We start from the raw sequence: 19,665 nt of genomic DNA, 5'->3' as shown, positions 1-19,665 counted from the left end.
TTAATCTATTTGCTTTGGTTGTCCGTCTATTGCCAAACACGTTTGCTGCGGATTCAACTCATAAATTCGATCCATGAGCACCCATTTTTCATCAGCTGTTGCTTCGGAAGTCGTCAGTTGAAACCGCGACACATAAGCTTCCCATTCGGCTTGACGGGGCTTTTGAGCCAGTTCTTTCATGGCCCGATCATGGTCAAAATCGGGCAACGTATCCATAATCATGAATAAGCGGTTTTGGATGATGTAAATTTCCATATCCAAAATGCCGACTTCTTTCATTCCCTGTGTAATTTTGGGCCACGTATTTTCAGTTTTATGTACCTCCCGATAGGCTTCAATCAGGCTAGGATCATTTTCCAGCAGCAAGGTCTTGCAATAGCGTTTAAACTTCATCATTTTTTCTTTTTGAATCTTTAAAGTTCCGTGACTTTCAGCTCTTAATCAAAACAACCTATGTAAATATCTCTATGCAAAGCTTTGCGATTCGTAAAAGATGTTTTGAAACACAAGAAGTCCTTGGGGCAATAGTACCAGAATAGGATAAAAGACTATTTTTGTGTGAGAAGGAAAAACTATGAGCGACAGGCATATTTCATTGAAAGATTTGGCTAGGGAACTAAACGTTTCTATTTCGACTGTTTCGCGTGCACTGAAAGATCACCCCGATATCAGCACAGCGATGAAGGAGAAAGTGAAAAAGATCGCGCAGGAGCGCCGTTACAGTCCCAACCCCCTTGCCATGGGCCTGCTTAAGCAGGAAACCCGCATGATTGGTGTGATTGTCCCCGATCTGGTTACCCATTTCTATGCCTCCATTATTGCCGGAATTGAAAGTTATGCCAAAGAAAAAGGCTACTTCATTTTATTAGCCAGTTCCAATGAATCGTATACCAAGGAAAAAGAGTCCATTGAAAATTTACTGCGTGCACGGGTGGAAGGATTCATCATTTGCCTGAGCCAGGAAACAACAGAAACGGCTCACTTCGAGGATTTGCTTAGGCTGAATATTCCGCTGGTGTTTTTTGATCGTGTTTGCCTTAACGGACAGGTGTCTTCTGTAACTGCCGACAACACGGAAGCCGCCCAAACAATCACCCAGCATTTCTACCAGCAAGGTTGCCAAAGAATTGCTTTTATATCCGGGCCGCAACACCTTAACATTTCCAAAGAACGGATGACCGGTTATCTGGCAGGCTTAGAAGCTTCAAAATTGCCTGTCGTCCCGGAGTTGGTTGAAGCATGCGACCTCAGCTCTGACTCGGCTACGGAGGCCATGAAACGCTTGCTTGAGCTGAAAAACCCGCCGGACGCCGTTTTCGGAATTAATGATACCGTAGCTTTTGCCGCCATGAAAGAAATTAAGCATCATGGCCTCCGTATTCCTGACGATATTGCGCTGGTTGGCTTTACCGATGAGTTTCATTCAACGGTGGTTGATCCCCCTATGACTTCCGTTACTCATCCAACTTTTGAAATGGGCCGAGCTGCAGCTAACTTATTCTTTAGTGCCAAACAGGCTAAAAAAACACCACAAACGCTTGTTCTTAAAACCCAGCTGGTTGAGCGGGAGTCCTCTAAAAAAGGCAAGCTTAACTGAGACCAAATCAGGCAAAAATATTCTTCGGAACGTTACCTTTTAATTCTTCCTCCAGACACAGGTATAACAAACCACCCCGAATCAAACGTTTTTTCTATTTTTGCAATCTCATTTTGACACCCATAATTTTGACAATTCAATTTCAACATATCAATCTGCCGGTAGTAACGATCCTCGATGAAATTCAGGATAAGCTACAAACGAACAATACACTGATTGTAAACGCCCCTCCCGGAGCCGGGAAAAGTACCTTGGTACCCTTGGCTTTGCTGCAACAGGCAAAAGCCAGCAATCAAAAAATCATCCTGCTGGAGCCTCGTCGTTTGGCCGCAAGAGGCATTGCCGAACGAATGGCTTCTTTACTCAACGAAGAAGTTGGCGAAACCATCGGATACCGCATTCGATTCGAAAACCGGATTAGTTCCAAAACCAGGATTGAAGTTGTCACCGAAGGAATTCTAACGAGAATGCTGCAATCCGACAATTCGCTGGAAGGTGTCAGCACGGTAATCTTCGATGAATTTCATGAGCGAAGTATTCATGCCGATTTAGCCCTTGCCCTTTGCCGGGAAGCACAGCAGGTTTTAAGGTCTGATTTACGAATCGTGATCATGTCGGCCACCTTGAATCTGCCTCAATTATCAGGCTTGTTAAAAGCCCCGGTTGTTCAGTGTTCCGGAAAGCTTTTCCCGGTTGACACGATTTACACCGGTGAAAATGACATCCGGCTAATTGCAGAGCTAACGGCTCAAACAGTGCTTCGCGCCATCAAAGAAAAAGAAGGTGACGTGCTGGTATTTTTGCCTGGCGAAGGCGAAATCAAAAAATGTGAGCGTTTGCTTCGGAACGAACGCCTAAATCTAGAAGTTCATCCACTTTACGGAGCACTTCCAAAGCATAAGCAACTGGCTGCGATCTTTCCAAGTCCGCAAGGCAAACGCAAAGTTATTTTGGCTACTTCAATTGCTGAAACCAGCCTCACGATTGAAGGCGTGCAGGTGGTTGTTGATTCGGGCTATGCACGTGTTTCCCGTTTCAATCCCCGAACCGGGTTATCACATCTTGAAACCGTTCAGGTCCCCAAAGATTCGGCCGATCAGCGAGCTGGACGGGCCGGCAGACTTGGCCCCGGCAGCTGCTACCGCATGTGGACCAAAGCCACCCACGAACAACTTGCAGAACAACGCACACCGGAGATCCTCGAAGCGGACTTAGCCAGTCTGGTCTTGGATTTGGCGCAATGGGGAGTTACCGAACCGGAGCAACTCTGTTGGCTCAATGAACCGCCTCGTGGAACCTTTAAACAAGCCTCGGAATTATTGCATGAGCTGGAAGCTCTCGAGGATGGAAAGATCACTGCTCTGGGCAAGCAATTGCACCGCCTTCCCTGTCATCCCCGCATTGCTCACATGCTAATTATGGCACAGGATGACGGCCATGTTTCGCTGGCAACGGACCTGGCTGCTATTCTGGAAGAACGGGATCCGCTAGGCCGGGAAGCAGGCATTGATATTAACCTTCGCATTGAAGCTCTACGCAAGCAGCGCTCCTCTCAACGCATCAGTAAAAAGATGAAACGGATTGAGAAAGTTGCGGAGTCATACCGAAACATTATCGGTTGCGAACCAAGTAACGAAATGGTCAATCCCTACGAAACAGGGCTGTTGCTAGTTTATGCCTACCCCGAACGTATTGCTTTTGCCCGTCCCGGAAACAATGCGCAGTTTCAATTATCGAATGGTAACATTGCCATGGCCGGACATAAAGACGAACTTGCCCACGAAGCCTGGCTTGCAGTTGCCCATTTGAACGCCCGGGAAGGCATGGGATCCATTTTTCTGGCATCACCCCTCAACCCAACAGATTTAGCCCCTTTAGTGAAAGAGCGGGAAGTAATTGCCTGGGACAGTAAGAAAGGCGGATTGATTGCAACAAAAGAACTCCGAATTGGGGGCATTGTTTTACAATCAAAACCACTCCCAAATCCAGATAGCAATCAAATCTTAACGGTCCTTACAGAAGCCATATCCAAAGAAGGTAAACACCTGTTAAACTTTGACGAACGCGTTACCCAATGGCAAAACCGGGTGATGAGTTTGCGACACTGGAATCCGGAAGCGCAATGGCCGGATGTTTCAACTGAAAATTTGTTACAAATCAATCAGAATTGGTTAATGCCTTACCTTCAAAATATACGCAAGACAGAAGATCTAAAAAAGATTGATCTCGAAAATGCCTTGCATTATCATTTAAGTCCGGAGCAACAACAAATGCTTGATAAATTAGCTCCACAAAAACTGAAAGTACCCAGTGGCTCGGCCATCAAGCTGTCTTATCAGTCCAATGGCGAAGCCCCCGTTCTGGCGGTGCGCTTACAGGAAGTATTTGGCATGGAGGATACTCCCAAAGTCAACAACGGGCAAGTCAATGTTTTAATGCACCTGCTTTCCCCGGGATTTAAACCGGTGCAGATTACTTCAGACCTAAGAAGCTTCTGGAACAATGCCTATTTCGAAGTAAAGAAAGAACTTAAACGGCGTTATCCGAAACACGCTTGGCCAGATGATCCGTGGACCGCCGAGGCCCTGCGAGGTGTAAAACGGAGACAATCGTGACAGGCAAAGGAAAAGAGCGAAGAGGGAAACCGGAAAGAAGAAAAATGACAGTCCGAAAATTGAACGATCTATCATTATGACTAACAATATAAAAATAGTTGCCCCCGGAAAAAACGGACAATTAATTGGCGAACAGGAAGAGTTGGTCACTCCGCCTGCGGGCTGGAGCTTTCTACCAGCCGGAGATGCAGGAGTTACCCGAAAGGTAACGACACAAGGAAATTATTGGCGGGTTCAGTATAAAAAAGGGCGAAAGACCATCTCCAAAGGAGTTTGGGCCCCAACTGATACCATAGCAACAGCCAAACAGCATGTTGCCGCCACAAGAAGCACAGAAGGTTACCAAAAGAAAAGAGCTGCAGATATCCAACGGCGGGAAAAAAAGCAACAGTTGTATGAAGGTGAGTTTTTGCAAGCGGTTGTGAACTACCTGGATTTTCATGCGTCTTATGCAGCACTTGCCCAGCAAATGGCTCTTGCAATTACCCAACATGCCATTCCGGTAGGAAGTGGCACCGTTGCGCGCACGCAACTCATTCCATTGGAAGAACGGGCAGCCAAAGCAGTTATCGCATGGATGCGACACCAAACCACAGCCTACGATAACCTAAAAATAGCGCGTATCAAAGGAGAACGAAGAGCTGTCCGTCGGCAATTAGCCCAACAATCCGTCCAGCTGCTAAGCCAATACCGAAAGGGCGAAGCAGTTTTCCCCAGTTGTCCGCTCATGAAAGCCATTCAGGAACAAACAAAATTGAATCATCATGAATAACCTATGCCCTTGTGGCTCACAGCAAATGGCAGCCGACTGCTGCTCAGCTATCATTTCAGGAAAACGTCAGGCAGCCACCGCTCAGGAACTGATGCGATCCCGCTATGTCGCGTTTACCCAGGCAAACGGAGCTTACCTCATGCGAAGCCACCACCCTAAAACCAGGCCGGTAAAAGAACAAAAAGCCATTGAAAACTGGGCTAAATCGGTTCATTGGATGGGCTTACAAATTCTGAATACCCAAGGAAGTAATGCCAACGATTCAAGCGGCTATGTGGAGTTTAAAGCACTCTACCTCGAAAACGGACAGCTGCAACAGATCCATGAAAACTCCTTTTTCAAAAAAGAACAAGGCCAGTGGCTTTATTATTCCGGGGTACACAAAGGGTAAGTTCCATTCGGACTCTGACCCGAATTACTTAACAACAAAAAACGGATTGAGCAAATTTTGTTTATTGTATTCGAGGGGACTTCCGGTGTCAAGCTGATAAATGTTCTTCCCAACCGCTTTGACGATAGCATGTCCGGCAGCGGTGTCCCATTCCATGGTTGGCCCAAAGCGCGGATAAATATCCGCTTTACCTTCCGCAATCATACAAATTTTCAAAGAACTACCCCGGCTCAGCACCTCAATATTCGGATAGTCCTTCCTTAAGGTGTCAATAAAATCCTTCGTTTCCTGATTCATAAAAGACCGGCTGCCAACTACCGTATAAACAGACTTATCTTTAGAAACAGGCAACTTCAAGCCTTGCTCTTTCATTGCTGCAAAGCGGATATCCATCTTGTCGGTCTCTATTTTATAAGCGCCCTCTCCCTGAACACCCACATAAAGCTCTTGGGTGACCGGAACATAAATAACACCAGCAACAGGTGTCTGATTTTGCATCAAAGCAATGTTTACCGTGAACTCCCCATTCCTATTTACAAACTCTTTTGTTCCATCAACAGGGTCAACCAACCAATAACAATCCCAATTCTTTCGCAACGGATATTCAATCAGCTGGTCTTCTTCGCTCAGCACAGGCAATCCGCGTTGTTTTAAAAGCTCCGAAATAATCTGATGCGAAGCCTTATCGGCCAGCGTTAACAGGCTACGGTCCTCCTTTAGTTCAATCCCAAACTCTCCGGACTTGTAGATTCTCATAATTTTGTGCCCTGCCTTAACAGCAGCATGAAGTGCTAAATCAATTTTCTCTAGCAACTGGAGTCGATTTTTATGGCCATTTCGTTCAATACTCATTTTCAAATCTATTCTTTTGGATGCTCTGTTAATCACAATACACCTGCAATTTTCCATCCCGGATATTCATCACATCAGTCTGTTAATTTTAAAAGATGGTCGCTACACACTTGCGTGGCTTCTTCGAGACTGAACTTTCCACAATCAATCGATAGAGCAATATGCAGGGGTTCCTCAAAAGGCGATGTAATTCCCGTAAAGTTAGCAAGTTCGCCGGCCTGAGCTCTTTTGTAATGCCCTTTGGTATCTCTTGCCATACAAACCTCCAAGGGAGTTGACACAAAAACCATCAATAAGGCTCGCCCAATAATTTGGTCCACCATTTCGCGGATTTCCTTAGTTGGAGTCACAAAAGAACAAACAACCCAATACCCTTTGCGCGCAAATAAAGCAGCTAATTCCGCTGCACGCCTGATATTTTCCTGCCGGTCCGCGATCGAGAAGCCTAAATCTTTATTGATCCCTTTTCTTAACTCATCACCATCAAATGAAATTGTTTTAACTCCTCGTGCCAACATCTCATTTTTAACGCTATTCGCTAAGCTTGTTTTTCCTGCACATGGTCTTCCAAAAAACCAAATAACCTGTCCTTCCATTTTGCATCTCTGTTAGTTAAAACAAACTGAATAAAAGTATCCCTGTTAATCCCGATAACGGAATAAGGTAGGCGACATTGATTTTTAATTTGATTGATAAAAACAACACTCCTATGAAAATCAACCACGTTGCCCAATGCATTTCCATTCCTTTTCCAATGGTATACGCTGCGGAAAAAATCATCCCGATAACCGCGGGACGCAATCCTTTAAAAATAGCTGAAATTATTCTAGATTGCTTGATTTGATCCATAAATCCGGAACAAAAAATCATCAGAATAGCCGGGGGAAAGAAGATAGCAATGGTCGCTACCAAGGCACCCCAAAAGTTCGCAACCTTATAGCCAATAAAGGTTGCACTGATAAAAATTGGCCCCGGCGTAATTTGCCCCATCGCAATTGCATCGGTAAACTCCTTTGCTGTTACCCAATTAAGTCCTTCGACAACGATTTCATGAATAGCCGGAATAATCACGTATCCACCACCAAATAAGGTGAGACTCATCCCCGAAAAAGTCATCGCAATATCGCGAAGCAACAAGGCCTGCGTAAAAGTAGCCTGCTCATGAAACAGCAAGGGAAATCCCCATACGAGTCCAATTAAAACGAGTAGAACAACGACCACAGGCAAAAACGATCGGATGTTTTGCTTACTGGTCTTTTGAGCCAATTCCGGCTCTGTTTTTTCCTCAACTCCTTTCCTATAAAACAAAAGCCCCAGAATTGCGCCGCCAGCCATAATCAGGACGGTCGTGTAAAACGAACGGAAAAAAATCATTTTTTGAATCTATTTTATCTTTCCACATAAATAATTTTGTGACGGCAATTACAGTCCTATTATTAGCCAGATCCTGATCCAAAACAACAATCTAATGCCGACATTATCAGTCTACGACACAAAGAACTTACAAACGGACAACTACAGCAAATTCATGAGAACTCACTCTTTAAGAAAGAACAAAACCGCTGGGTGTATTATTCCGGTGTTCATAACAGCTAAGCGTAAGTAAAATAATCCCTCGCAGCAAACCACCAGGAATTATTACTTCATCCTTATTTTGTTGTAATGGTTTCCACCTTATCTTTTAAGCGAACATATCCTTCCAGATTAGTCCAGAAAATCATTAATATTTAACACACACAGAAAGTACTACTCCTCTTGCCTATTGGCTGCCAAGATAAAGAAAACAAAAAGCCTGGAGAACGAAATCACCAGGCTTTTGTTAATTCTTTCTGTCACATTACACTTTCGGCAAAGTCCATGGCGAGCGATAATGCGCTTTAACCAGTTCATTTGCTTCATTGTCATTGACAAACTGTTGCATATCCGGGTTCCAATTCACTTTGCGCCCCAAACGATAAGAGATATTCCCCAGGTGTGCAAAACGAGCAATGTGCGCTCCAGTCTCAATGTCGCAATTGGGCTTGTTGCCAGTACGAATACAATCCAAAAAGTTTTTTACATGCAAGTCTAAGCCATCGCCTTGAGCGTTTTGCAACTTGACGCCATCGTAGCCTTCTTTTTTACTGGTACTTTTCGTTTCAGGAATCACCTCCCAGCCACTTCGATCGATCACCAGGGTTCCGTATTCGCCTACAAAAGCAACGCCGTGTCCGCGGCCTCCGTAATTGGCACCATAAATGCCAATGGTGTGATCCCACACCAGACCAAAATCGCCAAAGTCGTAAACAGTTGTCATCGTGTCGGGTGTTTGCATGGCATCATCCGGGAAGGCATATTTACCACCCACAGCCATAATTGACTTCGGCACATATTGATTCATCCCAAACAAGGCGAAATCAAGCAGGTGAACCCCCCAGTCAGTCATTACCCCACCGGCATAATCCCAATACCATCGAAAAGAAGCATGAAATCGGTTTTTATTATAAGGGCGCTTAGGCGCGGGCCCCAGCCACATATCATAATCAACACCTTCCGGAGCTTCCGAATCGGGCACCACTGGAATAGATCGCTTCCAGCCCACATTAGACCACGAACGTACGGAGCGTACCCGTCCAATATTTCCGCCTTGTACATAATTTACCGCATCGTTCCAATGCTGGTGGCTACGCTGCCACTGCCCTACCTGCACCACATTACCATAGCGTTTTTGCGCCGCCACCATGACGTTGCATTCCTCAATGGTCGTTCCAATCGGTTTCTCAACATACACATGTTTCCCAGCTTCCGAAGCATAAACCATGGGCAGGCAATGCCAATGATCTGGTGTTCCAACAATTACCGCATCAATATCCTTATTATCAATCAACTGTCGGAAATCATTATATAATAACGGACGTTTTCCTGTCTGTTTCGCCACATCTTCAGCACGTTTATCCAACACACGCTGATCTACATCACAAAGAGCCACACATTCTACTTCCTTATTTTTCAAAAAAGATTGCAAGTCATTAAAGCCCATCCCGCGGCAGCCAATCAAGCCAACCGTAATTTTTTCGTTGGGAGAAGCACAACCGGCATTCATTATCGTAGGTAGAGCTGCTATACCGGCAGTAACAACAGCCGACTGTTTTATAAAAGTTCTTCGGGTATCGTTCATCACATTGTGTTTAGTTAATTTATTACGTAGTTCCTGTAAAGATAATTGAAATAAACAAAATGCGAATTCGATTGCACAAATTCCTTATTTTTCCTACTAATTCGGCCACTTAAAAAAACTATTGCCCGATCGAACTTCTTATGACCAATCAGTCAATATTAAAATCAAATTCATAACCAATTAGTTGCAAAACCAAAAGACTTGCCTTAACTTTGACCGAACGTTCAGTCATTAACAAATTAATATGCCCCGAAACACAGAACAACTGGAACAGCTCCGAAAAGAGAAAAAGGAACACATTCAGCAAATCGCACTGGAACTTTTTGCAGAAAATGGATTCCATGGAACTTCGATAAGTCAGATTACAAAAAAAGCGAACATCTCCAAAGGACTTATATACAACTACTTCAAAAGCAAAGAAGATATACTTGAAGATATCATACGCACTGGTCATGAAAGTATTTACGCCGATTTTGATTTCAACCAGAACCACCAAATGGAAACCGATGATTTTGTACTTTTCATTCGCAAAAGCATACGAACAACCATAGAAAACGCACACTTCTGGAAACTCTATTATGCCCTGATGCTGAATCCGCACATCCATCAGAAATACGTACAACAGTTTGCTGGCAACAGTCAGTCAGTCATGCAAGCCTTACGCGATTTTCTAACTCACGAAGGAAGTACAGACCCGGATCAGGATTTATTTAAAATTTCCGCCCTACTAAAAGGGGCACTGCTGATGGTTGTTGTCAGCCCTGAATTTTTCAAGGTCAAAGAACTGGAAGACACGCTGATCCAATCCGCCTTTAAACTCATCAGTCAAAAAGAATAAACCAACGCATCATGAAAACCAAACTACTCGCACTACTTCTACTCTGTATTACCGGACCAGTTTTCGCTCAACCGATCGACATCAAGGAGATTGTTCGCCAGGCCGATGAGAAATTGCGCGGCAATTCCAGCATTGGCGAGTTTACCATGACCATCCAACGTCCATCATGGGAACGAACCCTTTCGATGAAAAACTGGACTTTGGGCACCGACTACTCGTTGATACTGATTACCGCACCTGCCAAAGAAAAAGGTCAGGTATTTCTGAAACGACAAAGTGAAATGTGGAATTGGGTGCCCAGCATCGACCGGATGATTAAAATTCCACCATCGATGATGATGCAATCCTGGATGGGCTCCGACTTTACAAACGACGATTTGGTGAAAGAATCATCGCTGGTGAAAGACTATGAACACCACTTGATTGGAGAAGAAACGATTGAAGGCTACAAAAGCTATAAAGTAAAACTGATTCCGCACGAAGAAGCCGCAGTGGTTTGGGGCAAAATATACATGTGGATCGGTCAAGAGGAGCTACTGTGGCTGAAAGCCGAATTCTACGATGAAGACGATTTCCTGGTGAACACCGAAATTTTAACCGACATCAAGCAAATGGATGACCGGATTATTCCGACGCATCTGGAAATGATTCCGGCCGAAAAAGAAGGACACAAAACCATCATGACCTTTGACCAGATCGATTTTGATGTTGATTTGAAAGAATCTTTTTTCTCCATTCAGAATATGAAAAGAATAAGGTAACCCTTCAACCCATAACCTATGCCCACTAACCTAAAAATAGCATGGCGTAACCTTTGGCGCAATAAACGGCGAACCCTGATCACCGTGGCCTCCATCTTTTTTGGCGTACTGCTTTCGGCCTACATGACCAGCATGCAGGAAGGTTCGTACGAAAAAATGGTTGACATGGTCGTGAAGTATTACTCGGGGTCCATGCAGGTACACCACGAAAACTACTGGGAAAGCAAAAGCATCAACGACACTTTTGAAGACAACAAGTCCCTGCGACAAAAAATCTTAGCCCACAACGAAGTGGACTTTCTTATCCCGAGGCTGGAATCCTTCGCACTGGCTTCCTCGCGCGAACTAACCAAAGGCGTTTTGGTTTTAGGAATTGAACCGGAACCGGAAAACCGCCTGACCTCGTTAAAAAGCAATGTTCGCGCAGGAACCTACCTGGATGAAAAAGACCAGGGACTGCTGATTGGCGAAGGGCTGGCAAACTATCTCCGGCTGGGCGTCAACGACACACTGGTGCTTATCAGTCAAGGATACCACGGCATCAGTGCTGCCGGGAAATACCCCATTCGCGGCATCATCAAACATGCTTCGCCTGAACTGAACAAGATGATTGTTTACATGACACTTCCCGTTTGTCAGGATTTCTTTTCAGCACCCAACCGACTAACGTCTCTGGTGATTAACATCAAGGACAACGACCTGCTTCAGCGGAGCCTGAAGAAACTGCGGGCCGACCTCACTTCACCTTATTCCATTATGAGTTGGCAGGAAATGTCGCCCGAAATGGTTCAACAAATTGAAAGCGACCGGGCAGGCGGCATCATCATGAAAGCAGTGCTTTACATTGTCATTGGCTTTGGCATTCTGGGCACCATTATGATGATGATTGCTGAACGCAGGCGGGAGTTTGGCGTGATGGTTGCCATTGGTATGCAACGCTATAAACTGGCCGCCATCCTTTTCTACGAAACCGTTTTTATTGGCCTGATTGGCGCCCTGTCAGGCTTATTCGTCAGCATTCCACTACTCAGTTTTCAGGCACAAAATCCCATTCCTCTAACCGGACAAGCAGCCCAACTGATGGAAGACTACGGCTTTGAACCGTATATGTTCTTTTCCCTGGCCCCTTCGGTGTTCTGGCACCAGGCGCTCACCGTATTTCTGATCACGCTGCTCATTGCCCTCTACCCCATCTTTTCGGCCAACCGAATGAAATTGATTAACGCACTACACGCTTAAACCCAACCGATATGATTACTTCTGTTGCATGGCGAAATATTTGGCGAAACCCGGTTCGATCGGGCATTATCATCACGGCCATTTCAATTGGCATGTTTGCCGGCGTGTTTAGTGCTACCTTTATGAAAGGATGGATGAACCAGCGGCTGGAAGCCGGTGTAGAGACAGAAACCTCGCACATCCAACTGCATGAGCCGGCCTACCGCGAAAATTATGAGATTAACCAATTCATCCGGCAAGGGGTTCAGCTGGCTGACCAGCTTTCAGCCTTCCCCGAAGTTGATGGAGTCAGTCCGCGGGTAACCATTCAATCCATGATTGCTTCGGCCGAAACCGGCACCGGCGTTAAAATTATGGGCATCATTCCTGAAAAAGAAAAGCAGGTGACTAAGTTAAGCCAGTTTGTTAAAGAAGGGGACTATTTTGAAAGCATCAGCCGAAACCCAATCATCATCGGGAAAAAACTGGCCGAGAAACTCAAAATCAAGTTAAAATCCAAAGTGGTTATCACGCTTCAGGATGCCGATGGAAACATTACCGGCGGGGCTTTTCGGGTGTGTGGTATTTTTGATTTGACCAACAGCATGTTTGAAGAGGCCAATGTCTTTGTCCGGTACAACGACCTGGCCCGCTTAGGCATGCTTCCCGAAGGAGTGGCGCACGAAATCATTGTTCACCTCAACGATCAGAAAAACCTGGAGTCCGTCACCCAAGAGCTTCGAGCCAAATACCCTGAATTGGAAGTCATGAACTGGAAAGAGCTCACCCCTGAACTCGGCTACCTCAATGAAATTGGCAATTTATACACCTACATCTTTGTCATCATCATCTTGCTTTCCCTGGGATTCGGCATTATTAATACCATGTTGATGGTGGTGATGGAACGCGTGAAAGAGCTTGGCATGCTTATGGCTATCGGCATGGGCCGCCTCCGGGTGTTCCTGATGCTTATGCTCGAAACCACCCTGCTCACGCTTACCGGTGGCCTCATTGGAATCGTCCTGGGGCTGGGAGCTTCTTTCGCCCTTCAGGAAAGAGGCATCAACCTGTCGAACTGGGCACAGGGGCTGGAAGATTTTGGCTATTCGGCCATCGTTTACCCGGTGGTTGAAACACAAATGGTGCTGGTCATTATCCTGCTGGTCATTCTCACCGGGATTATTGCCTCGGTGTATCCGGCCCGCAAAGCGCTGAAATACAATCCGGCCGAAGCCATCAGAACAGAATAATTCATGAATCAACTTTTAAAACCATCCAACAATGACAATCATAACCATCAATAACCTGTTTAAAACCTACAAAGATTCAGAAATCGAGGTGCACGCGGTCAATGGCATTGACTTATCCATTGATGAAGGAGAGTTTACCGCCATTGTTGGCCCTTCCGGCTCGGGCAAAACTACCCTGCTGAATATGCTTGGCGGACTGGACCAACCAAGTTCAGGAACCATTCGCATTGATCAAACCGAACTGGCCCAGCTCAAATCATCACAGCTCATTGATTTCAGAATGAAAAACATTGGTTTTGTCTTCCAGTCCTACAACCTGATACCGGTACTGACAGCCAAGGAAAATGTGGAGTTTGTTATGCACCTGCAAGGAAGACCCAAAAAAGAACGGGAGGAGCGCACCATGCAACTACTTGAAGCTGTCGGGCTAAAAGGACGCGAAAACAGCCGTCCGGCCAAGCTTTCCGGCGGACAGCAACAGCGGGTAGCCGTTGCCCGAGCGCTGGCGTCGAAACCAAAATTCGTGCTGGCCGATGAACCCACAGCCAACCTCGACTCAAAATCGACTGAAAACCTGCTCAACATCATGGAAGAGCTCAATAAGCAAGAAAAAATAACCTTTATCTTTAGCACGCACGACCAGCGTGTGGTCAACAAAGCCCACCGCGTAATCACGCTTGAAGATGGAAAAATTATTAATGACAATCATAAAAACAGCTAATTATGCAGGTAACCATAAACCTCATGCTCATTTTTTTCGGATTCCTGATCTCACCAAACATGAATCAGGAACAGTCAGAAATCGCACAAGATCAGTCCTGGCCTGAAGCAATCAACACCGTTGATAAAGCCTTTTACCTCGATAGCTTCGAGAAGGCAATTATTCTTGAGCTCAACAAGGTCAGAAACAATCCGGCTCGCTATGCGGCCGACTACCTCGAACCCTTAAAGGCTGCCTACAACGATAAGGTACTCACCTTCCCCGGCGAGGCGCCTTTGCAAACCCGCGAGGGAGTAGCGGCTCTGGAAGAAGCCGTCCGGGTCTTGAAAGCCGCTGCTGCTGTGCCGCCCCTGAAGCCTTCGCGCGAACTGACCTCTGCTGCTGAATTGCTGGTGAAAGATCAAAAAGCTTATGGCGGAACCGGGCACCTCACCAAAAGCGGCTGGACACCACAGGTTCGGATCAAACGCTATGGCGCTTACACGTCACGCCTGGCCGAAAATTTAGTGTATGGCTATACCAATGCACAATACGCCATCATTTCACTTTTGATAGACGACGGCGTAGCCAACCGCGGACACCGGGCCAACATTCTGGATGCCGCTTTTACCACTGTTGGGGTGGCCGCTGATGAACATCCCTCCTATCATTATTTTTGCACCATTGAATTTACCGATGGCTTTACAGCAACCGGACGATGAAACGTTTTTACCTGCTCCTGCTCCTGGCTGTTCCTTTGCTGGCAGAGGCCCAGCAAGCGGTTAGCCTGACCGGGTATGCCAAGGAGCTGTTCATGTATTACAACCCCGACCAGGAACTGCCGGGTATTGGCTCCGATGCCCTGGTAGCCAACACCTTTCACAACCGGCTGAACTTTAAATGGTACGCGTCCACCCAACTGACAGCCGTGGTGGAAATGCGCAACCGCATCCTGTTTGGAAACCTCGTGAAGCAATATCCCGCCTACCAGTCGGTGGTTGATGTGGATAATGGCTACCTGGATTTATCGTTTGTACCTTTCGAAGGAAAAGGCTGGTTCATGCACAGCTTCTTCGACCGGGCTTCCCTCGACTGGGTTTCGGGCAACTGGCAAATCCGGCTGGGACGCCAGCGAATCAACTGGGGGGTCAACCTGGTGTGGAATCCAAACGACGTTTTCAACTCCTTTTCTTATTTCGATTTCGACTACGAAGAGCGCCCCGGAACCGATGCCTTGCGCATTCAATACTATACCGGAATGACCTCTTCGGCTGAACTGGTTTACCAATTGGGAGAAAATGCAGACGACATGGCCCTGGCCGGATTGTACCGCTTTTCACAATGGGACTACGACTTTCAGTTTATCGGCGGATGGGTTGGTACCGACTACATGCTGGGGGCCGGCTGGGCTGGCGATATTAAAGGTGCCGGTTTTCGCGGAGAGATCACCCACTTCAAGCCACGACAAGAAGACTCCGGGTCTGAAACCGCAACGGTAGCCTCCATTTCAGTCGACTATACTTTTCCAGGCTCACTCTATATTCACTCCGGCATTCTCTACAACAGCCACGGCACCACAGGCAAAGCGGGCGGATTAGACCCCTTTTTCAACAACAAACTTTCCGCCAAATACCTTTCGCTGGCTCGTTATTCCTTGTTCGGGCAGTGTTCCTATCCGGTTACGCCCCTGCTTTCCGTCGATCTTTCCAGCATCCTGAATCCCAGCGATGGCTCCTGGTACATTGGCCCCACAGCAAGCTATTCGCTTCAAAACAACCTGGAACTAATGGCCACCGGGCAATTGTTTTTTGGGGAAGAAGGCACCGAATTTGGTGAAATTGGTAAATTACTCTTTGCCCGCTTAAAATGGAGCTTCTGAGCTTACGGGTGAACTCGTTCCTTCTCCCTTCTGCCTGGCTCATCTGCTCACTTTTTGGTAACCCGACTTCAGTTCCCATTTTGGTGACTTGTCTCATGTTTTTGTCGACTGCATTTTGCTTGGAGGTGACTCGAGTCATGCGGGACCTGACTTCAGTCAGCTTGGAGCTAACTCTTCGCACCTTTTTACCGACTGAAGTCACCTTTTGGATGAATTGAGTCAGGTTAGAACCGACTGAAGTCACCCCGAAGGTAAGTGGAGTCAGGTCGGAATCGACTGCAGCCACCTCAGAGGTAACTCGAGTCATGTTTGAGGTGGGGGGGGGTACCTCAGAGGTACCCCCCTGAGGTGTTAAATAGAAAATGCTCCATATAGATTATCAGCTATTTAGAACGAAAATAAAAAGGCGCTTACTCGTACATATATTTTGTAAATTTTTATAACTTAATCGGCGAAATCGAAAAAAGAAAAAACCAATGAGAGTATTAACCAACGAACACCCACCGCACACAATCAGCCTATTAACCAACAAAAATACATCCAGCTAAAGCGAATATATCCACAAGACTGTGGATATACAAGTGTTAGCAGCAATACTGAAAAGAGACAGCATATAATAAACAACTATAACCATAACTGAATAATAAATGGAAAGCAACCAAAAATTTTTAGATTTTGCAGAATCGTTAAAATTGGTAAGAAAGACTAGAATTGAAGATTTTATTGAAGATAAAAATATAGATGACATCTATACCGATTTACTTCCCAATAACGGGATTATTAATAAACTTAACTTACCTAGAACTACTGTTTTGGTTGGGAGAAAAGGAACTGGAAAATCGACAATTTTTCAAAAATCACAAAAGGATTTAATTGCAAACAAAAAGTGTATCTCAATTTATATAGATGTTAAGTCATTATTTGATAACTCAACTCCAGAAATACCCGAACAAGCGAAGGATATTAGCGTTGATTACCACAAGTATTTACTTTACAGTAACCTAGTTAAAGAAATAATATTAGAGACTAGAAATAGATTAGATGATTTTGTAAAAGGTTCCATTTTTAAAAAGATTCTTGGATTCGACCATGCTCAGATTTTAGATTTGAATTATGAATTAGATGCAATTGAGGAATCGATTAATGATGTAATCAAAAATGTTGACATATCACTTATACAGACATTTAAAAGAGTAGATGAAAGCTCGGTAAATAATAGTAAGAATATTGATTTAAAACTCTCTGAAAAGCCATCTTTATCTGCTGGTGCAAAATCTTCTTCTCTTAATTCAGCTAAATCGGAATTTGAACAAACTCTGATTAAGTATTTAGACATTAAAAAATGTTTGATTTCTAATTTGATAAGAATTAGAGATATACTTAACATTTCACATTTATATATATTTCTAGACGACTATTCTGAGATAGATGAAGAGGCTCAAAAAATATTTATGGACTGGTTTATTGCGCCCCTTGAAAACTTATCCGAAGACTTTGTAAAATTTAAGATAGCGGCATATCCACATAGGTTTTATTACGGCAAACTTGACAATGCGAAAATTGACGAAATTTCATTAGACTTTTTTGATGCCTTCTACACATTTGAAAAGAAAGCCAATATATCTAAAATGGAAACGTTGGCTTTAGATTACACAAAAAGGTTAATAAATAAACGACTAGCAATTTTCTTTCCCGATAACAATTGGGCAAGATTCTTTGATATTGAAGATGATAAGTTGTTTGATTTACTTTTTAGTGTTTCGTTTAATATTCCCAGAAAAATAGGATATATTTTATCTTACTGTTATGAATCTTGCCTCATTCATAATAAAAAAATAACCAAAACAGCGATTGAGAATGCAGCTCAAAGATACTATACAGATGTCGTATTGAAATACTTTCTCGTTAATCAATTCGTATCAAGACCTTTTGCAGATAAAATCTCTAATGAACATCAATATGATTTATTAAATAAAATAATTGAACGTCAAAAAGTAAATTCATCTCCAGTTAACCGCTCTACGGTTAAAGGTAAACCGACAAATCATTTTACAATAAATAAATCAATTAGCTCACTACTTGATAATTTAGAATTAAATGGCTTCGTTACTACTTATAACAATATTGTCAATAATTCAAATTCTAACGACCTAACTGTTATTTATTCTTTGGATTATGGTTTATGTAAGAGACATGGTCTAAATTTCTCTAGGGCTTATAATGATTCTTATCTAAAATATTTTACTCATTCAAGATTTAATATGAATGTATTGATTACTGACTATTTTAATCAAACACAGATTATTAAGTGCGATAATGGTCATGAATTCCCTTATGAAATGCTTGATAATTTAAAGATGTTTAAGATGAAATGTCCTCATTGCTTGGAAGAGGGAATTATTTCAATATGTGAGGTAACAGTTTCCAACATTCATATTAAAGAGCAACTTGAATCTATAGAAAAATCAAGGTATAAGGATTTTACATTTTATGAATTTCAGATTCTCGATTATCTCTGTACAGTAGGTAAGGCTGTAAGTTTAGAGACAGTTTCTAACGCATTAGATAAAAGTCCAAAAACGGTAAGGTCAACTGTAGGAAAACTTATTGTGAAAGGGTTTATAAAACAAGACATTGAGGTCAGTAGGGAATTGAAAAAAGAATACCATACTATTACATCAAAAGGAGAGAAATTCGTTAAAGCTGTATTGGACTTGATTAAAAAGATGGAAGAAAAAAGTAAAGCTGCTAACAATATATAAAAATAATAGCCGGTTCATTAGTGAATTCAAGGGTTGTAGCCCGCTACAACTTTTGTGTAGCTTGACAGGGATGGAGCCCGCAATCGGCTACTATTCTTATACTTAACGTTAGGGTGCATTATGAATAAAGAACAATGGATAAACTTCTAGACCAAATATTAAAATATCTTGACACTGAAAAGTGGTATGTAAGTTATCATTCGGTTTGTGAGAGATTTGAAATTCCTAAATCTGACAGAGATTATGTCTTAACAAAATTAGATACAGACGGATATATCGATATTTCTAAGACAAAAACTTCTTTGAGTATTAAAATATCAGATTTTGGAAGAGTATTTATTCATGAAACAGGTTACACAAAAGAAAAAGAACTTGAAAACCAAGCAATGAATTCAATTCAAAAAGACAAAAGAATTGAATTATTTTTCAAAGTCACTACCCTTTTGTTAGCTATCACAACTGCTTTTCTAGGATACCAAAGCGTTCATAAAGACTTTGAAATCAAAAATAAAACAGACAGGATTGAAAATCTGGAGAAACAACTTTCACGAGTTGATAATACTTTAGAAGAAACTTATTTTTTCTCGTCTAAAAAATCAAAGGACGTTTTCAGTCTCCACATCACAGGAAATGACATTTTAACAAGTGTAATTGATTTTAATATAGTCACTTCTGCTGGTGATACAATTTTCAATCAACGTTTCAAATCTGAGGATTTGATTGGTTATGGATTAATAGGTATTGAGAATCCGACTGATAAACAACGACAAGACTTTATTTTAAAACGTTTCTATACGTAAGCATTCGGTAAACCCCGTCTTGTTTCATGTAAAATTAGCATCCTGCTTTCAAAGTTTCTCTTAAATGTTCGGA

Annotated in this window: 18 protein-coding genes and 1 pseudogene; 14 read left to right on the top strand and 5 right to left on the bottom strand. The window is 43.6% G+C overall.

Annotation, left to right across the window (positions count from 1 at the left end):
• Positions 1–396 carry an L-rhamnose mutarotase gene (locus ACUNWA_RS15150; RefSeq protein WP_445592768.1) on the bottom strand — a complete coding sequence of 132 codons (396 nt, stop codon included), beginning with the start codon at positions 394–396 and terminating at the stop codon, positions 1–3.
• Between the two features lie 178 nt (positions 397–574).
• On the opposite strand from ACUNWA_RS15150, the gene ACUNWA_RS15145 reads away from it, so the two are divergent.
• The 4 genes from ACUNWA_RS15145 to ACUNWA_RS15130 all read left to right on the top strand — a co-directional run bounded on the left by ACUNWA_RS15145 (position 575) and on the right by ACUNWA_RS15130 (position 5,375).
• On the top strand, positions 575–1,597 hold the full coding sequence (locus tag ACUNWA_RS15145; RefSeq protein WP_445592767.1) for a LacI family DNA-binding transcriptional regulator: 1,023 nt from the start codon (positions 575–577) through the stop codon (positions 1,595–1,597).
• A gap of 128 nt (positions 1,598–1,725) precedes the next feature.
• The gene (gene hrpB / locus ACUNWA_RS15140; protein ID WP_445592766.1) at positions 1,726–4,212 is read left to right on the top strand and encodes an ATP-dependent helicase HrpB; all 2,487 of its coding nucleotides are present in this window, start codon (positions 1,726–1,728) and stop codon (positions 4,210–4,212) included.
• A gap of 76 nt (positions 4,213–4,288) precedes the next feature.
• Positions 4,289–4,984 carry a DUF2293 domain-containing protein gene (locus ACUNWA_RS15135; protein WP_445592765.1) on the top strand — a complete coding sequence of 232 codons (696 nt, stop codon included), beginning with the start codon at positions 4,289–4,291 and terminating at the stop codon, positions 4,982–4,984.
• A complete protein-coding gene (locus tag ACUNWA_RS15130) occupies positions 4,977–5,375 on the top strand; it encodes a YchJ family protein (protein WP_445592764.1) in 399 nt (132 codons plus the stop codon). The genes ACUNWA_RS15135 and ACUNWA_RS15130 overlap by 8 nt, the downstream gene beginning before the upstream one ends.
• A gap of 24 nt (positions 5,376–5,399) precedes the next feature.
• Here ACUNWA_RS15130 and cysQ read toward each other — a convergent pair whose 3' ends face one another.
• From cysQ to ACUNWA_RS15115, 3 genes are all read right to left on the bottom strand, one after another.
• Positions 5,400–6,227, bottom strand: a complete 828-nt coding sequence (cysQ, locus tag ACUNWA_RS15125) for a 3'(2'),5'-bisphosphate nucleotidase CysQ (protein ID WP_445592763.1) — start codon at positions 6,225–6,227, stop codon at positions 5,400–5,402.
• A gap of 74 nt (positions 6,228–6,301) precedes the next feature.
• Complete coding sequence (gene cysC / locus ACUNWA_RS15120; RefSeq protein WP_445592762.1) at positions 6,302–6,823, bottom strand: adenylyl-sulfate kinase; 522 nt, start codon at positions 6,821–6,823, stop codon at positions 6,302–6,304.
• Positions 6,824–6,839: 16 nt separating this feature from the next.
• Complete coding sequence (locus ACUNWA_RS15115) at positions 6,840–7,601, bottom strand: chromate transporter (protein ID WP_445592761.1); 762 nt, start codon at positions 7,599–7,601, stop codon at positions 6,840–6,842.
• Positions 7,602–7,694: 93 nt separating this feature from the next.
• Between ACUNWA_RS15115 and ACUNWA_RS15110 the strand changes: the two are divergent.
• Positions 7,695–7,823: pseudogene (locus ACUNWA_RS15110) on the top strand (YchJ family metal-binding protein); the annotation flags it as partial.
• A gap of 241 nt (positions 7,824–8,064) precedes the next feature.
• Here ACUNWA_RS15110 and ACUNWA_RS15105 read toward each other — a convergent pair.
• Complete coding sequence (locus ACUNWA_RS15105; protein WP_445592760.1) at positions 8,065–9,384, bottom strand: Gfo/Idh/MocA family protein; 1,320 nt, start codon at positions 9,382–9,384, stop codon at positions 8,065–8,067.
• Between the two features lie 244 nt (positions 9,385–9,628).
• Here ACUNWA_RS15105 and ACUNWA_RS15100 point away from each other — a divergent pair, with 244 nt between their 5' ends.
• The 9 genes from ACUNWA_RS15100 to ACUNWA_RS15060 all read left to right on the top strand — a co-directional run bounded on the left by ACUNWA_RS15100 (position 9,629) and on the right by ACUNWA_RS15060 (position 19,592).
• A complete protein-coding gene (locus ACUNWA_RS15100) occupies positions 9,629–10,222 on the top strand; it encodes a TetR/AcrR family transcriptional regulator (RefSeq protein ID WP_445592759.1) in 594 nt (197 codons plus the stop codon).
• A gap of 11 nt (positions 10,223–10,233) precedes the next feature.
• Positions 10,234–10,983: an outer membrane lipoprotein-sorting protein gene (locus ACUNWA_RS15095; RefSeq protein ID WP_445592758.1), complete on the top strand. Its 750-nt coding sequence runs from the start codon at positions 10,234–10,236 to the stop codon at positions 10,981–10,983.
• An 18-nt stretch (positions 10,984–11,001) separates the two neighbouring features.
• On the top strand, positions 11,002–12,222 hold the full coding sequence (locus ACUNWA_RS15090; RefSeq protein ID WP_445592757.1) for an ABC transporter permease: 1,221 nt from the start codon (positions 11,002–11,004) through the stop codon (positions 12,220–12,222).
• A gap of 11 nt (positions 12,223–12,233) precedes the next feature.
• A complete protein-coding gene (locus ACUNWA_RS15085; RefSeq protein WP_445592756.1) occupies positions 12,234–13,451 on the top strand; it encodes an ABC transporter permease in 1,218 nt (405 codons plus the stop codon).
• Between the two features lie 31 nt (positions 13,452–13,482).
• Positions 13,483–14,172: an ABC transporter ATP-binding protein gene (locus ACUNWA_RS15080; RefSeq protein WP_445592755.1), complete on the top strand. Its 690-nt coding sequence runs from the start codon at positions 13,483–13,485 to the stop codon at positions 14,170–14,172.
• 2 nt (positions 14,173–14,174) lie between these two features.
• A complete protein-coding gene (locus tag ACUNWA_RS15075) occupies positions 14,175–14,873 on the top strand; it encodes a CAP domain-containing protein (RefSeq protein WP_445592754.1) in 699 nt (232 codons plus the stop codon).
• Entirely contained in the window at positions 14,870–16,030 is a 1,161-nt protein-coding gene (locus ACUNWA_RS15070) for a hypothetical protein (RefSeq protein WP_445592753.1), read from the top strand. The genes ACUNWA_RS15075 and ACUNWA_RS15070 overlap by 4 nt, the downstream gene beginning before the upstream one ends.
• 647 nt (positions 16,031–16,677) lie before the next feature.
• A complete protein-coding gene (locus ACUNWA_RS15065) occupies positions 16,678–18,792 on the top strand; it encodes a hypothetical protein (RefSeq protein ID WP_445592752.1) in 2,115 nt (704 codons plus the stop codon).
• Between the two features lie 134 nt (positions 18,793–18,926).
• Positions 18,927–19,592, top strand: a complete 666-nt coding sequence (locus ACUNWA_RS15060; protein ID WP_445592751.1) for a hypothetical protein — start codon at positions 18,927–18,929, stop codon at positions 19,590–19,592.
• The last annotated feature ends 73 nt before the right edge of the window (positions 19,593–19,665 follow it).

This window comes from Sunxiuqinia sp. sy24, assembly GCF_052677165.1.
The sequence above is the reverse complement of the archived record's forward strand: the minus strand, read 5'-3'. Positions and strand labels throughout refer to the sequence as shown.

Bases quoted from the DNA above. Each gene is read 5' to 3' on its own strand.
- ACUNWA_RS15150 (WP_445592768.1), bottom strand. From the start codon at position 396: ATGATGAAGTTTAAACGCTATTGCAAGACCTTGCTGCTGGAAAATGAT.
- ACUNWA_RS15145 (WP_445592767.1), top strand. From the start codon at position 575: ATGAGCGACAGGCATATTTCATTGAAAGATTTGGCTAGGGAACTAAAC.
- ACUNWA_RS15135 (WP_445592765.1), top strand. From the start codon at position 4,289: ATGACTAACAATATAAAAATAGTTGCCCCCGGAAAAAACGGACAATTA.
- ACUNWA_RS15130 (WP_445592764.1), top strand. From the start codon at position 4,977: ATGAATAACCTATGCCCTTGTGGCTCACAGCAAATGGCAGCCGACTGC.
- cysQ (WP_445592763.1), bottom strand. From the start codon at position 6,227: ATGAGTATTGAACGAAATGGCCATAAAAATCGACTCCAGTTGCTAGAG.
- cysC (WP_445592762.1), bottom strand. From the start codon at position 6,823: ATGGAAGGACAGGTTATTTGGTTTTTTGGAAGACCATGTGCAGGAAAA.
- ACUNWA_RS15115 (WP_445592761.1), bottom strand. From the start codon at position 7,601: ATGATTTTTTTCCGTTCGTTTTACACGACCGTCCTGATTATGGCTGGC.
- ACUNWA_RS15105 (WP_445592760.1), bottom strand. From the start codon at position 9,384: ATGAACGATACCCGAAGAACTTTTATAAAACAGTCGGCTGTTGTTACT.
- ACUNWA_RS15100 (WP_445592759.1), top strand. From the start codon at position 9,629: ATGCCCCGAAACACAGAACAACTGGAACAGCTCCGAAAAGAGAAAAAG.
- ACUNWA_RS15095 (WP_445592758.1), top strand. From the start codon at position 10,234: ATGAAAACCAAACTACTCGCACTACTTCTACTCTGTATTACCGGACCA.
- ACUNWA_RS15090 (WP_445592757.1), top strand. From the start codon at position 11,002: ATGCCCACTAACCTAAAAATAGCATGGCGTAACCTTTGGCGCAATAAA.
- ACUNWA_RS15085 (WP_445592756.1), top strand. From the start codon at position 12,234: ATGATTACTTCTGTTGCATGGCGAAATATTTGGCGAAACCCGGTTCGA.
- ACUNWA_RS15080 (WP_445592755.1), top strand. From the start codon at position 13,483: ATGACAATCATAACCATCAATAACCTGTTTAAAACCTACAAAGATTCA.
- ACUNWA_RS15075 (WP_445592754.1), top strand. From the start codon at position 14,175: ATGCAGGTAACCATAAACCTCATGCTCATTTTTTTCGGATTCCTGATC.
- ACUNWA_RS15070 (WP_445592753.1), top strand. From the start codon at position 14,870: ATGAAACGTTTTTACCTGCTCCTGCTCCTGGCTGTTCCTTTGCTGGCA.
- ACUNWA_RS15065 (WP_445592752.1), top strand. From the start codon at position 16,678: ATGGAAAGCAACCAAAAATTTTTAGATTTTGCAGAATCGTTAAAATTG.
- ACUNWA_RS15060 (WP_445592751.1), top strand. From the start codon at position 18,927: ATGGATAAACTTCTAGACCAAATATTAAAATATCTTGACACTGAAAAG.